Source organism: Dietzia sp. MNB45, from assembly GCF_051994785.1.
GTDB classification, from domain to species: domain Bacteria; phylum Actinomycetota; class Actinomycetes; order Mycobacteriales; family Mycobacteriaceae; genus Dietzia; species Dietzia kunjamensis.
Window position 1 is genome coordinate 1,368,392 of record NZ_CP163397.1, and the last position, 13,351, is coordinate 1,381,742.

12 protein-coding genes, 1 other RNA gene and 1 pseudogene are annotated in these 13,351 nt (G+C 72.3%); 9 read left to right on the forward strand and 5 right to left on the reverse strand.

What is annotated here, in order from left to right; all coding sequences use genetic code 11:
• Positions 1-3: 3 nt before the first annotated feature.
• Positions 4-495, reverse strand: a complete 492-nt coding sequence (locus tag AB5G72_RS06675) for a low molecular weight protein-tyrosine-phosphatase (RefSeq protein ID WP_256821474.1) — start codon at positions 493-495, stop codon at positions 4-6.
• Entirely contained in the window at positions 485-1,153 is a 669-nt protein-coding gene (locus tag AB5G72_RS06680; RefSeq protein ID WP_301162368.1) for an HAD hydrolase-like protein, read from the reverse strand. The genes AB5G72_RS06675 and AB5G72_RS06680 overlap by 11 nt, the downstream gene beginning before the upstream one ends.
• Before the next feature lie 86 nt (positions 1,154-1,239).
• On the opposite strand from AB5G72_RS06680, the gene cobC reads away from it, so the two are divergent.
• The 6 genes and pseudogenes from cobC to AB5G72_RS06710 all read left to right on the forward strand — a co-directional run bounded on the left by cobC (position 1,240) and on the right by AB5G72_RS06710 (position 5,689).
• The gene (gene cobC, locus AB5G72_RS06685) at positions 1,240-2,364 is read left to right on the forward strand and encodes an Rv2231c family pyridoxal phosphate-dependent protein CobC (RefSeq protein ID WP_440221273.1); all 1,125 of its coding nucleotides are present in this window, start codon (positions 1,240-1,242) and stop codon (positions 2,362-2,364) included.
• Positions 2,361-3,518, forward strand: coding sequence for a Nif3-like dinuclear metal center hexameric protein (locus AB5G72_RS06690; protein ID WP_440221274.1), 1,158 nt, complete (start codon positions 2,361-2,363; stop codon positions 3,516-3,518). Before cobC ends, AB5G72_RS06690 begins: the two co-directional genes overlap by 4 nt.
• 11 nt (positions 3,519-3,529) lie before the next feature.
• On the forward strand, positions 3,530-4,261 hold the full coding sequence (locus tag AB5G72_RS06695; protein WP_440221275.1) for a zinc ribbon domain-containing protein: 732 nt from the start codon (positions 3,530-3,532) through the stop codon (positions 4,259-4,261).
• A 44-nt stretch (positions 4,262-4,305) separates the two neighbouring features.
• Positions 4,306-4,941: pseudogene (locus AB5G72_RS06700) on the forward strand (histidine phosphatase family protein); the annotation flags it as partial.
• Between the two features lie 49 nt (positions 4,942-4,990).
• Positions 4,991-5,417, forward strand: an RNA gene (gene rnpB, locus AB5G72_RS06705) — RNase P RNA component class A.
• Between the two features lie 104 nt (positions 5,418-5,521).
• Entirely contained in the window at positions 5,522-5,689 is a 168-nt protein-coding gene (locus tag AB5G72_RS06710; RefSeq protein WP_132061872.1) for an SPOR domain-containing protein, read from the forward strand.
• A 30-nt stretch (positions 5,690-5,719) separates the two neighbouring features.
• Here AB5G72_RS06710 and AB5G72_RS06715 read toward each other — a convergent pair whose 3' ends face one another.
• Complete coding sequence (locus tag AB5G72_RS06715) at positions 5,720-7,384, reverse strand: CYTH and CHAD domain-containing protein (protein ID WP_440221276.1); 1,665 nt, start codon at positions 7,382-7,384, stop codon at positions 5,720-5,722.
• A 113-nt stretch (positions 7,385-7,497) separates the two neighbouring features.
• On the opposite strand from AB5G72_RS06715, the gene AB5G72_RS06720 reads away from it, so the two are divergent.
• Positions 7,498-9,006, forward strand: a complete 1,509-nt coding sequence (locus AB5G72_RS06720) for a flavin-containing monooxygenase (protein WP_440221277.1) — start codon at positions 7,498-7,500, stop codon at positions 9,004-9,006.
• A 62-nt stretch (positions 9,007-9,068) separates the two neighbouring features.
• On the forward strand, positions 9,069-9,887 hold the full coding sequence (locus AB5G72_RS06725; protein WP_440221475.1) for an SDR family NAD(P)-dependent oxidoreductase: 819 nt from the start codon (positions 9,069-9,071) through the stop codon (positions 9,885-9,887).
• Positions 9,888-9,914: 27 nt separating this feature from the next.
• Here the strand turns inward: AB5G72_RS06725 and pip are convergent, their stop codons facing one another.
• Both pip and panB read right to left on the reverse strand, forming a co-directional pair.
• Positions 9,915-10,925 carry a prolyl aminopeptidase gene (gene pip, locus AB5G72_RS06730; RefSeq protein WP_440221278.1) on the reverse strand — a complete coding sequence of 337 codons (1,011 nt, stop codon included), beginning with the start codon at positions 10,923-10,925 and terminating at the stop codon, positions 9,915-9,917.
• A 5-nt stretch (positions 10,926-10,930) separates the two neighbouring features.
• Complete coding sequence (gene panB / locus AB5G72_RS06735) at positions 10,931-11,809, reverse strand: 3-methyl-2-oxobutanoate hydroxymethyltransferase (RefSeq protein ID WP_067714199.1); 879 nt, start codon at positions 11,807-11,809, stop codon at positions 10,931-10,933.
• Between the two features lie 199 nt (positions 11,810-12,008).
• On the opposite strand from panB, the gene glnA reads away from it, so the two are divergent.
• Entirely contained in the window at positions 12,009-13,349 is a 1,341-nt protein-coding gene (gene glnA / locus AB5G72_RS06740) for a type I glutamate--ammonia ligase (RefSeq protein ID WP_067714196.1), read from the forward strand.
• Positions 13,350-13,351 lie beyond the last annotated feature (2 nt).

Below are 13,351 nucleotides of genomic sequence, written 5' to 3' on the forward strand. Positions count from 1 at the left end.
CCGCTACCCCGTGAGCTCGCGCACCTCGGCGACCAGCCCGGGCAGGGCCGCGGTGATCTGCAGGCGGGTGCGGGTGAAGCCGCTGTCGTCTCCGTAGTAGGGGTCGGCCACGTCCGCGCCGTCGGCGCCGTGCTCGTGTGCGCGGGGGTCGTACGACCGCAGCAGCCGGATCCGGGCCGGGTCGACCCCTGCCCGGTGCAGGTGGTCGCGGTGGCCGGTGTCGAGGGCCACCACCAGGTCGGCGTCGTGGTCGCCGGGGGACAGCTGCGAGGCCACGTGCCCGGTGTCGTAGCCGTGGGCTGCGAGCTCTGCCGCGGCGCGCGCGTCCATGCCGTTGCCGACGTGCCAGTCGCCGGTGCCGACGCTGGAGACGGTCACCCGGTCGCCGAGCCCGGCGTCGTGGAACGCCCGGCGGGCCATGACCTCGGCCATGGGGGAGCGGCAGATGTTCCCGGTGCAGACGAACACCACCCGCACCCGCGACTCACCACCCACGGATGATCTCCTCGAGCGCCGCGGTGTCGACGGCCGACCAGTGGGCGCGGTCCCACTCCTCGGGCCGCCCGTAGCCCCAGCGCACGATCGCGGTCGGGACGCCGTAGCGGGCGGCGCCCTCGATGTCGTGTTCGCGGTCGCCGATCATGAGTACCTGCCCGGTCCCGCCGCCGTCGACGGGCGTGGGGTCGACGCCCATCGCGGAGAGCGAGTGCGCGATGACGTCGGCCTTGGCCATCCGGCCGACGGAGATGTCCGCCCCACCGATGAACTCGAAGGGGGCGGCCAGGTCGAAGTGCCCGAGGATCCGGCGCGCGGCGACCTGGTCCTTGCTCGTGGCGACCGCCATCCGGTAACCGTCGACGGCGAGTCGGTCGAGCAGCGCGTCCATCCCCGTGAAGACGGCGTTCTCCAGCCACCCCACCTCGTCGTAGCGCTCACGGTAGGCCGCCACCGCCCGGTCCAGGTCGGCCCCGGCGAGGCCGAGCGAGGTCAACGTGTCGACCATGGGCGGGCCGGCGATGGAACGGATGTCGCGGGAGTCGTCCCAGCGCGCGCCCACCACGCCGAGCGCGTGGTGGAGGGACTTGGCGATGCCGTCGAGGGAGTCGGTGATGGTGCCGTCGAGGTCCACGAGGAGGATCGGGCGGTCGGTCATGCCGCCATCCTCCCAGAGTCCGCCGCGCGGGTTCCCCCGCCGGTCCGCGGCCGTGCGCCGCGCGTGGTCGTCCTACGCTTCCGGGAATGAGCGAGAATCCCGGACAGCGCCCCGACCCGGCGTCGTGGGCGGCGCTGCGGCACCACGGTGACGCCGAGCTGGTCCCCGGCGCCCTGGACTTCGCCGTCAACGTGCGCGGGTCGGGGCCGCCGGGCTGGCTCCGCGACAGGTTGGCGGCCCGCCTCGCCGACCTGGGGGGATACCCCGGGGTCGACGACGACGAGGCCGCCCTCTCCGCCGTGGCCGCCCGTCACGGGGTCGGACGCGACCGCGTCCTGCTGCTGGGCGGCGCCTCGGAGGGGTTCCACCTGCTCGCCGCGCACGCGGCCCGGAACCTGCTGCGAGCGGCGGTGGTACACCCGTCCTTCACCGAACCGGAGCTCGAACTGCGACGGGCCGGCGTGCCGGTGGAGCGGGTCCTCCTGCCGGTTCCGTTCGACCTCGATCCCGGTCTCGTTCCCGAGGAGGCGGACCTCGTCGTCGTCGGCAATCCCACCAACCCCACCTCGGTGCTGCACCCCCGGTCCGCCGTGGCGGCGCTGTGCCGGCCCGGACGGGTGACGGTCGTCGACGAGGCGTTCTGCGACATCCTCGCGGACGAGGCGGCCCACACCCTGGCCGGCGCCGACCTGCCGGGCCTCGTGGTGCTGCGGTCGCTGACCAAGACGTGGGCGCTGGCCGGCCTGCGTGTGGGGTACGCCGTCGGAGACTCGTCGGTGCTGGCCGATCTCGCCGCGCACCGTCCGCACTGGCCCCTGGGCACTCTCCAACTGGAGGCCATCCGGGCGTGCGTCGGTCCGGCGGCCGATCCGGAACTCCAGGCCGCGCGGGCGCAGGTCGTCTCCGAGCGCGACGCGATGGTCCGCGCCCTCGACGCCGCCGGGATCGAGGTGGCGGTGCCCCCGTCCGCACCGTTCGTCCTGGTCCGCACCCCGGCCGGGATCGACCCGGTCGCGTTCCGGACCGGGCTCGTGCGCCGGGGGATCGTCACCCGCCGCTGCGACACGTTCCCCGGCCTCGACGCCACCTACCTGCGACTGGCGGTGCGGCCGGGCACGATGGTGGACGAACTCGTCGGAGCCTGGCTCGGACAGGTCGCGGCACGGACAGGTCGCGCCGCGGCGGGTGAACAGGAAGGGGAGCGACCATGACCACCGGCAGGCCCACCCTGGCCGACGTGATCGACCTGTTGGAGCACGCCTACCCGCCGCGGCTGGCCGAGTCGTGGGACCGCGTGGGGCTGGTCGCCGGGGACCCGGCGGCCGAGGTGGAGCGGGTCGTGGTGGCGGTGGACGCCACCGACGCCGTGGTCGACCACGCGCTCGCCGAGGGCGCCGACCTGCTCCTCGTTCACCATCCCCCGCTGCTGAGGGGGGTGCATTCGATCGCCGCCGACACCCCCAAAGGGCGCCTGCTGCACAAGCTCATCGCCGGTGGATGCGCCCTGTACGCCGCCCACACCAACGCCGATTCGGCGCGACCCGGGGTCAACGACGCCCTCGCCGACGTGCTCGGCCTGACCCCCGGTCGCCCCCTGGCCCCCACCGGTGACGGCACCGTCGACCGGTGGGTGGTGACCGTGCCCGATGAGGACCTCGACGACCTGCTGAACGCGGTGTTCGCCGCCGGCGCGGGACGGATGAGCGGCTACACCGAGTGCTCGTTCTCCGTTCAGGGCACCGGCCGGTTCCGCCCCGGCGACGGCACCGACCCGGCCATCGGCACCATCGGCGAGCCCGAGCGGGTCTCCGAGACGCGGGTGGAGTTCGTGGCGCCGCCCGAGCTGCGATCCGCGGTGCGGCGAGCCGTCCTGGCCGGGCACCCCTACGAGGTGCCCGCCATGGACGTGTTCGTCAACCACGCCGGACCCGGGCCGGGGCCCGAGGACACCGGGCTCGGGCGGATCTGCGAACTCGACGCACCGATGACGCTTGCGCAGTTCACCGAGCTCGTGGCCGAACGTCTGCCCACCACCGAGTGGGGGGTCCGCGCCGCGGGCGACCCCGACGCCGAGATCCGGCGCGTCGCGCTGTGTGGCGGATCCGGCGACTCACTGTTGGGCGCGGCCCGCGCGGCGGGCGCCGACGTCTACCTCACCGGGGACCTGCGCCACCACGTCGTGGACGAGCACCTTCGCTGGGGCGGGCCCATGCTCGTCGACGCCGCGCACTGGGCGCTGGAGTTCCCGTGGTGCGCCCAGGCCGCTGCCCTGCTCGAGGAGGGGGCGGACCTCACGGCGACGGTGTGCGAGCAGCGGACGGACCCCTGGACGGTGGCCGCCGGGGGAGGGCGCGTACAGCGGTAGTCTTGGCACCCATGAAGGCCGATCCCCACGACCAGCGTCGACTCGTCGACATCGCCGACCTCGACCTGCGCCTGGCGAGTCTCGAGCACCGGCGGTCGCAGCTACCCGAGCAGACGACCCTGGACGAGCTGGAGGCCGAGCGGCGGGCCGCCACCGAGTCCGTCGCCCGGGCCCGGATCCACCTGGAGGATCTCGACCGCGCCCTCGCCAAGCTGCGGTCCGATCTGGAGGCCGTGCGCCGGCGCCGGGCCGCCGACTCTGATCGGCTGGCCAAAGGCGGCCTGTCCGAGCGACAGGCCACCGAACTGGACTACGAGCTGCGTTCGCTGGCCCGCCGCCAGGAGGCCCTCGAGGGCGAGCTGGGTGAGCTGGGCGAACGTCACGAGGCCATGGAGGCCGACGTCCGCCACTCCGGGGCGATCGTCACCGACCTGGACGCGCGGATCGGGATGGCCGCGACGCTGCGGGACACCGCTCTCGCCGAGCTCGAGGACGCGGTCACCGAGACGATGGCCGAACGGGCCCGCGACGCGGAGACCGTCCCCGCCGACCTCCTCGATCACTACACCCGTAGCGCCGCGAAGGCGGGCCGAGGGGCGGCGATCCTCAACGGAGGCCGCTGCTCGGCCTGCGCCATGGACCTCGACCGGAGTACCGTCTCGGCGTTCCGTTCCGCTCCCGCGGACGAGGTGCTGAACTGCCCCGAGTGCGGTGTGATCGTGGTCCGCACCGACAACTCGTGAGCGGCGGGCCGGGCTCCACCGGCGGGCCGGGCTCCACCGGCGGGCCGGGCTGGACCGGCGCCACCGGGCGTCCCACCCGGATCGTCCTGGCCCGTCACGGCCAGACCCCGCTGTCGGTGGACCGGCGCTATTCCGGGCAGGGCGACCCCGAGCTCACCGAGTTGGGCGTCACCCAGGCCGAGCGCACCGCCGCCCGGCTCGCGGCACTGCCGGATCTCGCGGCGGTGGTCTCCTCCCCGCTGCGCCGGTGTCTGGGCACCGCCGAGCGGGCCGCCGACGCCACCGGCGTGCCCCTGGTGGTGGACGAGGACCTCATCGAGACCGACTTCGGGGGGTGGGAGGGGCTCACCTTCCGGGAGGCCGCCGAGCAGGATCCAGACCTCCACTCGCAGTGGCTGAGCGACACCGCCGTCGCGCCCCCGGGCGGCGAGAGCTTCGCCGTGGTGCGGGCGCGCGTCGAGCGGGGACTGCGGCGCATCGTCGCCGACCGCCCCGGCGGCGTGGTCGCCGTCGTCAGCCACGTCACCCCCATCAAACTGGCGATCCGGGCGGGCCTGGGTGCCGGGGACGAACTGCTGTTCCGGCTGCACCTGGATCTCGCCTCCGTCTCCGACGTGCGTTTCTACTCCGACGGGCCCACCTCGGTGCATCTGGTCAACGACACCTCCCACCTCGTCTGAGCCCGCACCCCGACCGACCCGCGCGGGCGACTAGACTCCCTGGAGCGAACGAGTCGGCCGGACGGCCGCGGACAGGGGAACCGGCGCCACAGGCGACCAGGCCCCGGCCCGAGGAAAGTCCGGACTCCACAGAGCAGGGCGGTTGCTAACGGCAACCCGGGGTGACCCGCGGGACAGTGCCACAGAAAACAGACCGCCGCGCCTGCGGGCGCGGTAAGGGTGAAACGGTGCGGTAAGAGCGCACCAGCGCCCCGGGTGACCGGGGCGGCTAGGTAAACCCCGCCCGGAGCAAGGTCGAAGGTCGCACCGCTCGCGGTGCGGCTGCGCGGATTGTGTGCAGCGATGCACGGGAGGGCTGCTCGCCCGAGTCCGCGGGTGGACCGCTCGAGGTACCCGGTGACGGAGTGCCCAGATGGATGGTCGTCGCCCTCCGCCCGCGGAGGGCACAGGATCCGGCTTACAGGCCGACTCGTTCGCCCCATCCCCGGCAGGCGCCACCGCGGCGCGCGGTGGCGGGTCCGGACCCGGATAGTAGTGTCCGAGGTGACAAGCCCGTCCCGTCGAACCGAGGAGGCCCACCGTGTCGGACGAACAGTGGTACTACGACATCGCCACAGGTCAGGCGCAGCAAGGCAAGGTGACCAACTGGGACAACCGGATGGGCCCCTATGCCACGCGCGGCGAGGCCGAGGCGGCGCTGGCCAAGGCGAAGGCCCGCAACGAGGCCTGGGACGCCCAGGACGACTAGTACGAGCCCGGGAGGTCGAGCCGGGCCGTCCTACTTCTTCCCGCCCTTCTTCTTGTTCTTCTTGTCCTTTTTCTTCCGGCGCCGCCGTGCCGCACGCCGTGACTCGGACAGTTCGCGATAGGCGGCCGTGACCGCCGCGGCGTCGCTCTCGAACCCCTCGAGGGTGCGCTCGGAGAACGCCCGCTCGTGCTCGAAGAGCACGCCGAGGCCGAACGTCGACTCACCGGCGAACTCGGCCCGCCGCGCGATGCGCCGGATCCACTGCCGGGTGGTGACGCTGTCCTGGACCTCCCCGAGCACCGTGTGCAGCCGGTCGCAGGCCGTACGCAGCGGGGCCACCGTGAGGTCCTCCGTGTTCGGAACCGCACTGACGTTGCGGCGCAGTGCCTTGGCGCGCTTGCGCACGACGTGGGTGAGTTCCTCCCGCTGGGCCAGCGTCAGATCGAGGGAGTCCAGGTCGCGCTCGGTGCGAGTGCGGACCTTGGTGAACTTGGAGAACTGCCGGTCCACCCCGCGCAGCAGAGTCTCCTCGGCCTCGCGCCGCTTCCTACCGCCCTTCGACGGAGCACCGCCCTTCGACGACGCCCCGCCCCCCGCTGCGGCGGAGCTTGTTCCCGCGACGCGGACCAGCTCGTGGAGTCGGTCGACCACGTCGAGGTACCGGTCGGAGAGCAGCGCCGCGGTGACGCGTTCGCCCGCGCGCTGCTCCTCGAAGTCCAACTCGGTGCGCAGGAGATGCCGGGTCCGTGCGGTCACCACGTCCTCGGGGTAGTCGGCTGCCAGCGCCCCGAGTCGCTGGTCGACCACCTGGATGTCCCGGGCCTTGCCCAGCACCGCGGCGAGTTCCTTGAGTTCGGCGAGGAGCGCGGCCGGGTCGATGTCGGTGCCGGCGGTCTCCGCCCCGAGCTCGTCGGCGTACGAGCTGATGGTGCTCCGCAGGCCACGGACCGCGACGCGCATCTGGTGGACGCCCACCACGGTGACGCGCCGGGCCGCCGGATCGTGGTCGAGGAGTTGCTGCAGGTCCTGGACAAGGGCGTCGCGCACGGGCGAGACGCCGCGCTCGTAGAGGTCGGGGAGTGGGCCGATGGTGCGGGCGAGTTTGGACGACGACGACGAGGCGTGAGCCCCGGCGTCCGCGCAGGCGGCGGCGACGGTCGCGAGAAGATCGTGTGCATCGGGTCGCGCCGGATCGACCAGTTCGGTCTCCCATTCCCGCCATCCCGCCGTTGATCCGCCGGCGACGAACGACTCGGTGGAGACACGGTCGTCGCAGAACTCGATCACCGCGGCCCCGTCGGGGTCCCGCAGCGTGAGGACCTGCCGGCGGTTGTCGATGCGGGCGACGGGCTCGAGGGGCCGACGGCGGACCAGCCCGGCGACGGCCGTGACGAGCTCCGCGGGGACGACGTCGTCACGGGGGTCGCCGTCGCCGAGCGGGGCCTGCAGTTCGACGCGTCCCGCCCGGTCGGGCAGTTTGAGGTGCCAACCCTCGTCGTCCCCGCCGGTGCGGCGCCGGAGTGTGACCTTGTGCCGGGTGAGCGAGAGGTCGGCGGTGTCGTAGTAGGTGGCGGAGAGCTGGTGCTCCACCGGGACGTCCGCGACGAGAGGCGCCAGGGCGTCGACCGTGGGCAGCGGGGTGTGCTCGTCGACCTCGAACTTGCTCTCGACCTCGACGGTCTCGTTGATCGTCATGGTCCGGTTGTATCAGTAAAGGATGAACACCGGCAGTGAGCGCCGCCCCTTCCGGACTTACCGGCGGGTAAGGTCAGTGGCTACGGTCACACGTTCGTCGTAAGGGAGAGACTGTGGATCAGCCGAAGATCGTCGACGTCCTGGTGGTGGGGGCGGGGTTCTCCGGACTCGGTGCCGCCATCCGGCTCGCGCAGGAGGGCTTCGACGACCTCGTCGTCCTCGAACGCGGCCCCGACGTCGGCGGGACGTGGCGCGACAACAGCTATCCGGGCGCGGCGTGCGACGTCCCGTCCCACCTGTACTCGTACTCGTTCGCCCTCAACCCCGACTGGTCACGGGCCTTCTCGCCGCAGGGCGAGATCTACGACTACATCCGGAAGGTCACCCACGAGGCCGGCGTGCGCGAGAAGATTCGCTTCGGCGTCGACGTCACCTCGGTGGACTACGACGAGTCCCGCGGCCGGTGGACGGTGCGCACCAGCGAGGGTGAGTACGACGCCCGCGTGGTGGTGCTGGGCGTCGGCGCACTGTGCGAGCCCAGGCTCCCGGAGATCGACGGCATCGGCGACTTCGCCGGGCCCGTCTTCCACACCGCCCGCTGGGACCACTCGGTGACGCTGGCCGACAAGCGAGTCGCGGTGATCGGCACGGGCGCCTCGGCGATCCAGGTGGTTCCGTCCATCGCCCCGACCGTGGCGCACCTCGACGTCTACCAGCGCACCGCGCCCTGGGTCCTGCCCCGGATGGACCGGCAGTACCCCCGGTTCGAGCGGTCGCTGTACCGCCGGGTGCCCGGGCTGCAGCGCGCGGTGCGGGCCCTGCAGTACGCCAGCCGCGAGTTCCAGGTGGTGGGCCTGACCCGCACCCGCGCGGCGCTGGCACCCATCAAGGCGCTCGGACGGGCACACCTGGCGATGCAGGTGCGCGACCGTGCCCTGCGCGCGCGGCTCACCCCGCACTTCGAGATCGGGTGCAAGCGCATCCTGCTGTCCAACACCTGGTACCCGGCACTGTCCCGGGACAACGTCGACGTGGTCATCGAGCCGATCACCCGCGTCACCGAGGGCGGGATCGTCACCGGTGACGGAACCGAGCACCCCGCCGACGTCCTGGTGGTGGCCACGGGCTTCCACGTCACCGATTCACCGTTCTTCGAGCGCGTCCGCGGAACGGACGGGCGCACCCTGGCGGACAAGTGGCAGAGCGAAGGGATGGAGGCCTACAAGGGGACCACGGTCGCCGGCTACCCCAACCTGTTCGTCCTGGTGGGCCCCGCGACCGGACTCGGGCACTCGTCGATGATCTACATGATCGAGTCCCAGCTCAACTACCTCGTGGACGCGCTGCGCACCATGCGGGACCGCGGCCTGCAGACCGTCGAGGTGCGTGCGGCCGTCCAGCACGCGTACAACCGCGAACTGCGCGACAGCACCGGCGAGACCGTGTGGGTGACCGGTTGCCGGAGCTGGTACCTCGACGACAAGGGCAACGCGCCGGCCGTGTGGCCGGACTACACCTTCACTTTCCGCAACCAGACCCGGGAGTTCGACCTGAGCGCCTACCGGCGGACCGCGACCGACGCCACGGCCGCGACGCGTACCGGGCAGGAGGCCCTCCGGTGAGCGCCCCGATCGGCAGACTGTTCGGCACAGTCGGATCGCTGGCCCGCCGCCCCCGCTGGCGGATGGACGGCAAGGTCGTCGTCGTCACCGGCGCCGGCTCGGGGATCGGGCGCGAACTGGCGCGCGAGGCCGCGCGGCGCGGCGCCCGGTTGGCACTGAGCGACATCGACGCAGACGGACTGGCCCGGACCGTCGAACTCGCGCGCGGTGACGGCGCCACCGACGTGCACTCGCAGCGTCTCGACGTCACAGAACAGGCGATGGTCGCCGAGTACGCGGGGGCGGTCGCCGAGCACTTCGGCGTGGTCCACCTCGTCGTCAACAACGCCGGCATCGCGTTCACCGGGGCGGTCGAGCAGTCCGGCTACAAGGACATCGCCCGCGTGATGGACGTCGACTACTGGGGCGTCGTGCACGGCACCAAGGAGTTCCTCCCGCACCTCATCGCCTCCGGCGACGGCCACCTGGTCAACATCTCCAGCATCTTCGCGTTCCTGTCCGTGCCCACCCAGAACGCCTACAACGCGGCCAAGGCGGCGGTCCAGCAGTTCACCGAGTCCCTGCGGATGGAGATGATGGCGGCCGGGCACCCCGTCGACGTCACCTGCGTCCACCCGGGCGGGATCAAGACCGCCGTCGCCCGGAGCGCCGGCGCGGCCGAGGGGCTGGACAGCGCGAACTTCGCCGCGATCTTCGACGCGAAGTTCGCGCGCACCGAGCCGTCGACGGCCGCGCGGGTGATCCTCGACGGCGTCGAGCGACGTAGGGCGCGCGTGCTGGTGGGGGTCGACGCCCACCTGCTCGACGCCCTGGTCCGGCTGTTCCCGACCGGCTACCAGAAGGGCACGGTCGCGATGACGCGCCGCTTCGGGGTGGTCTGAGACGGGTGCGCGCCCGGCCCGGGCGCCTCAGGGCCGGAAGCGGTCCGTGGCCTCCAGCAGGTGGTGCGTCGTGCCGGGTTCGGCCATCGCGTGCCCCGCGTCGGGGACGATGTGCAGCTCCGAACCCGGCCACGCGGCGTGCAGCTCCCACGCGCTGGCGACCGGGCACACCACGTCGTAGCGGCCGTGGACGATCACGGCGGGCAGGTGGGCGATCCGGTCCATGCGGTCCAGGATCGCCCGGCCCCGCAGGAACGCGTCGTGGACGAAGTAGTGGTTCTCGATCCGGGCGAAGGCCAGGGCGAAGCGATCGAGGTCGCCGCCGGCGCCGGCGGGTCGGGGGAGCAGGGTCGAGGTGGACGTCTCCCACGTGGTCCACGCGCGGGCCGCCTCGAGTTCGACCTGCGGATCCCCGCAGTGCAGGAGCCGGTGGTAGGTCGCGACGTGGTCGTAGCCCGGCTGATGGACGGCGTCGGGGCCGTCCGCGGCGAGCAACGGCGCGAGGTAGCCCTCCCACACGTCCGGGAACAGGTGCGCGGCCCCACCGCGATAGAACCAGTCGATCTCGCTCGGGCGGCACAGGAAGACGCCGCGCAGGATCAGACCGCGGACCCTGGAGGGATGCTCCTGGGCGTACGCCAACGCCAGGGTGGAGCCCCACGAGCCGCCGAAGACCAGCCACTCCTCGACCCCGAGGTGCTCCCGCAGCCGCTCGAGATCGTCGACAAGGTGCCAGGTGGTGTTGACCGTCAGGTCCGCGCCGTCGGCGACGTGCGGGGTGCTCCGTCCGCACCCCCGCTGGTCGAGCAGGATGATCCGGTAGGCGGCCGGGTCGAACATGCGTCGGTGCTCGGGCGTCGTCCCGCCACCGGGTCCACCGTGGACGAACAGGACGGGGGCGCCGTCCGGGTTGCCGGAGCACTCCCAGTACACGTGCTGCCCGTCGCCCACGTCGAGCATCCCGCTGTCGTGGGGTTCGATGGCGGGGTAGGGGGCGCGGCGGGCGGCGCCGCGCCCGGGGTCGGTCGTCGGTGCCATCACGGTCAGAAGGAGTGCTCGGCGCCGGGGAAGGCCCGCGAGCGGACCTCGGTGCCGTACTCGCGGGCGGCGTCCCGCAGCGTGTCGGCCAGCTCGGCGTACCGCTTGACGAACTTCGCGGTGCGGCCCGTGCTGTGCCCGGCCATGTCCTGCCAGACCAGCACCTGGGCGTCGCACCCGTTGCCGGCCCCGATGCCCACGGTGGAGATCTCCAGTTCCGCGGTCACCTCCCGCGCCAGGTCGGCGGGCACCATCTCCATCACCACGGAGAACGCCCCGGCCTCCTGGACGGCGCGGGCGTCGGCGCGCAGCTGATCCGCCGCGTCGCCGCGACCCTGGACCCGGAACCCGCCCAGCCCGTTGACCGACTGCGGCGTGAAGCCGATGTGCGCCATCACGGGGATCCCGGCGTCGACGATCGCCTTGATCTGCGGGACCATCCGCACGCCCCCCTCGAGCTTGACGGCCTGGGCGCCGCCCTCCTTCATCATGCGGGTGGCCGCGGCCACGGCCTGCGTCGGCGAGGCCTCGTAGCTGCCGAACACCAGATCCGCCACGACCAGCGCCTTCGGGGCGCCGCGGGTGACGGCCCGCACCAGCGGGATCATCTCGTCCTCGGTCACCGGGACCGTCGTGTCGTAGCCGTAGACCACGTTGGCGGCCGAGTCGCCGACGAGCAGCACCGGGATCCCGGCCTCCTGGAACAACCGCGCGGAGACGAAGTCGTAGGCGGTGAGCATCGGCCACGGCTCGCCGGCGGCCTTGAGCTCGGCGAGGTGGTGCAGACGGGTGACCCGGGTCAGGCCCTGCGGCCCGTCGCCCTTCGGCGTCTGGTCCGGTGCGCCGCCGGCGCCGTAGACCGGGGAGTCGGGGGTGTCGCTCATGGGAGTGTGGCCTTCCTTCGATGACCTCGAGGCCGGCTGGAGCGCCGGTACCCGGGTGGACAGGGGGCGGTGACGTGCGCGGCGGGATCCGTGCGCTGTCGCGGACGAGTCTGCCACGACCGGCACGGAGGGGTCCGGTGGGCGTCGGGGCGGGCGGATGTCACACGCTCGTAACACGACAGGCACTAGGTTGGACCGCATGAACCGCCAGCAGGAGTACGTTCTCAGGACCTTGGAAGAGCGCGACATCCGGTTCGTCCGGCTCTGGTTCACCGACGTCCTCGGCACCCTCAAGTCGGTCGCCGTGGCGCCGGCCGAACTCGAGGGCGCCTTCGGGGAGGGGATCGGCTTCGACGGCTCCGCCATCGAGGGCTTCTCCCGGGTGTCGGAGGCGGACACCGTCGCCAAGCCCGACCCGTCGACCTTCCAGGTGCTCCCGTGGGCCCACGCCGACGGCAAGCAGCACTCCGCGCGCATCTTCTGTGACATCTTCAACCCGGACGGCAGCCCCAGCTGGGCGGACCCGCGGCACGTCCTGCGCCGCCAGCTCAGCAAGGCCGCCGACCTCGGGTTCTCGTGCTATGTCCACCCCGAGATCGAGTTCTTCCTGTTCAAGGACCTGGACACGGACGGCGCGGAGCCGGTGCCCACCGACAACGGCGGTTACTTCGACCAGGCCGTGCACGACTCCGCCCCGCACTTCCGGCGCCACGCGATCGAGGCGCTCGAGGCGATGGGCATCTCGGTGGAGTTCTCCCACCACGAGGGCGCCCCGGGCCAGCAGGAGATCGACCTCCGCTACGCCGACGCCCTGAGCATGGCGGACAACATCATGACGTTCCGCTACGTGGTCAAGGAGGTGGCCATGAACAACGGGGTGTGGGCGTCGTTCATGCCCAAGCCCCTGCGTGACCACCCGGGCTCGGCCATGCACACCCACATGAGCCTGTTCGAGGGCGACGCCAACGCGTTCCACGACCCGGACGACGAGTACCAGCTGTCCGATACCGCGAAGTCGTTCGTCGCGGGCATCCTCACCCACGCGCCCGAGTTCTCGGCGGTGACCAACCAGTGGGTCAACTCGTACAAGCGACTCATCGGCGGAGGCGAGGCCCCCACCGCGGCCACCTGGGGCCGGGCCAACCGGTCGGCGCTCGTCCGTGTGCCCATGTACACGCCCAACAAGGCGTCCTCGCGCCGCATCGAGGTGCGCAGCCCGGACTCGGCCTGCAACCCCTACCTGGCCTACGCGGTGATGTTCGCCGCCGGGATCAAGGGCGTCCAGGAGGGGTACGAACTGCCGCCGGAGTCCGAGGACGACGTGTGGACCATGAGCCGGCGCGAGCGGCGGGCGATGGGGTACACCGACCTCCCCGGCAGCCTCGAGCAGGCGCTGGACGCCATGGAGGAGTCGGAGCTCGTCGCCGAGGCGCTGGGCGAGCACGTCTTCGAGTTCTTCCTGCGCAACAAGCGGCGCGAGTGGCGCGAGTACCGCAACGACGTGACCCCGTACGAGCTGCGGCACTACCTCAACTTGTGACC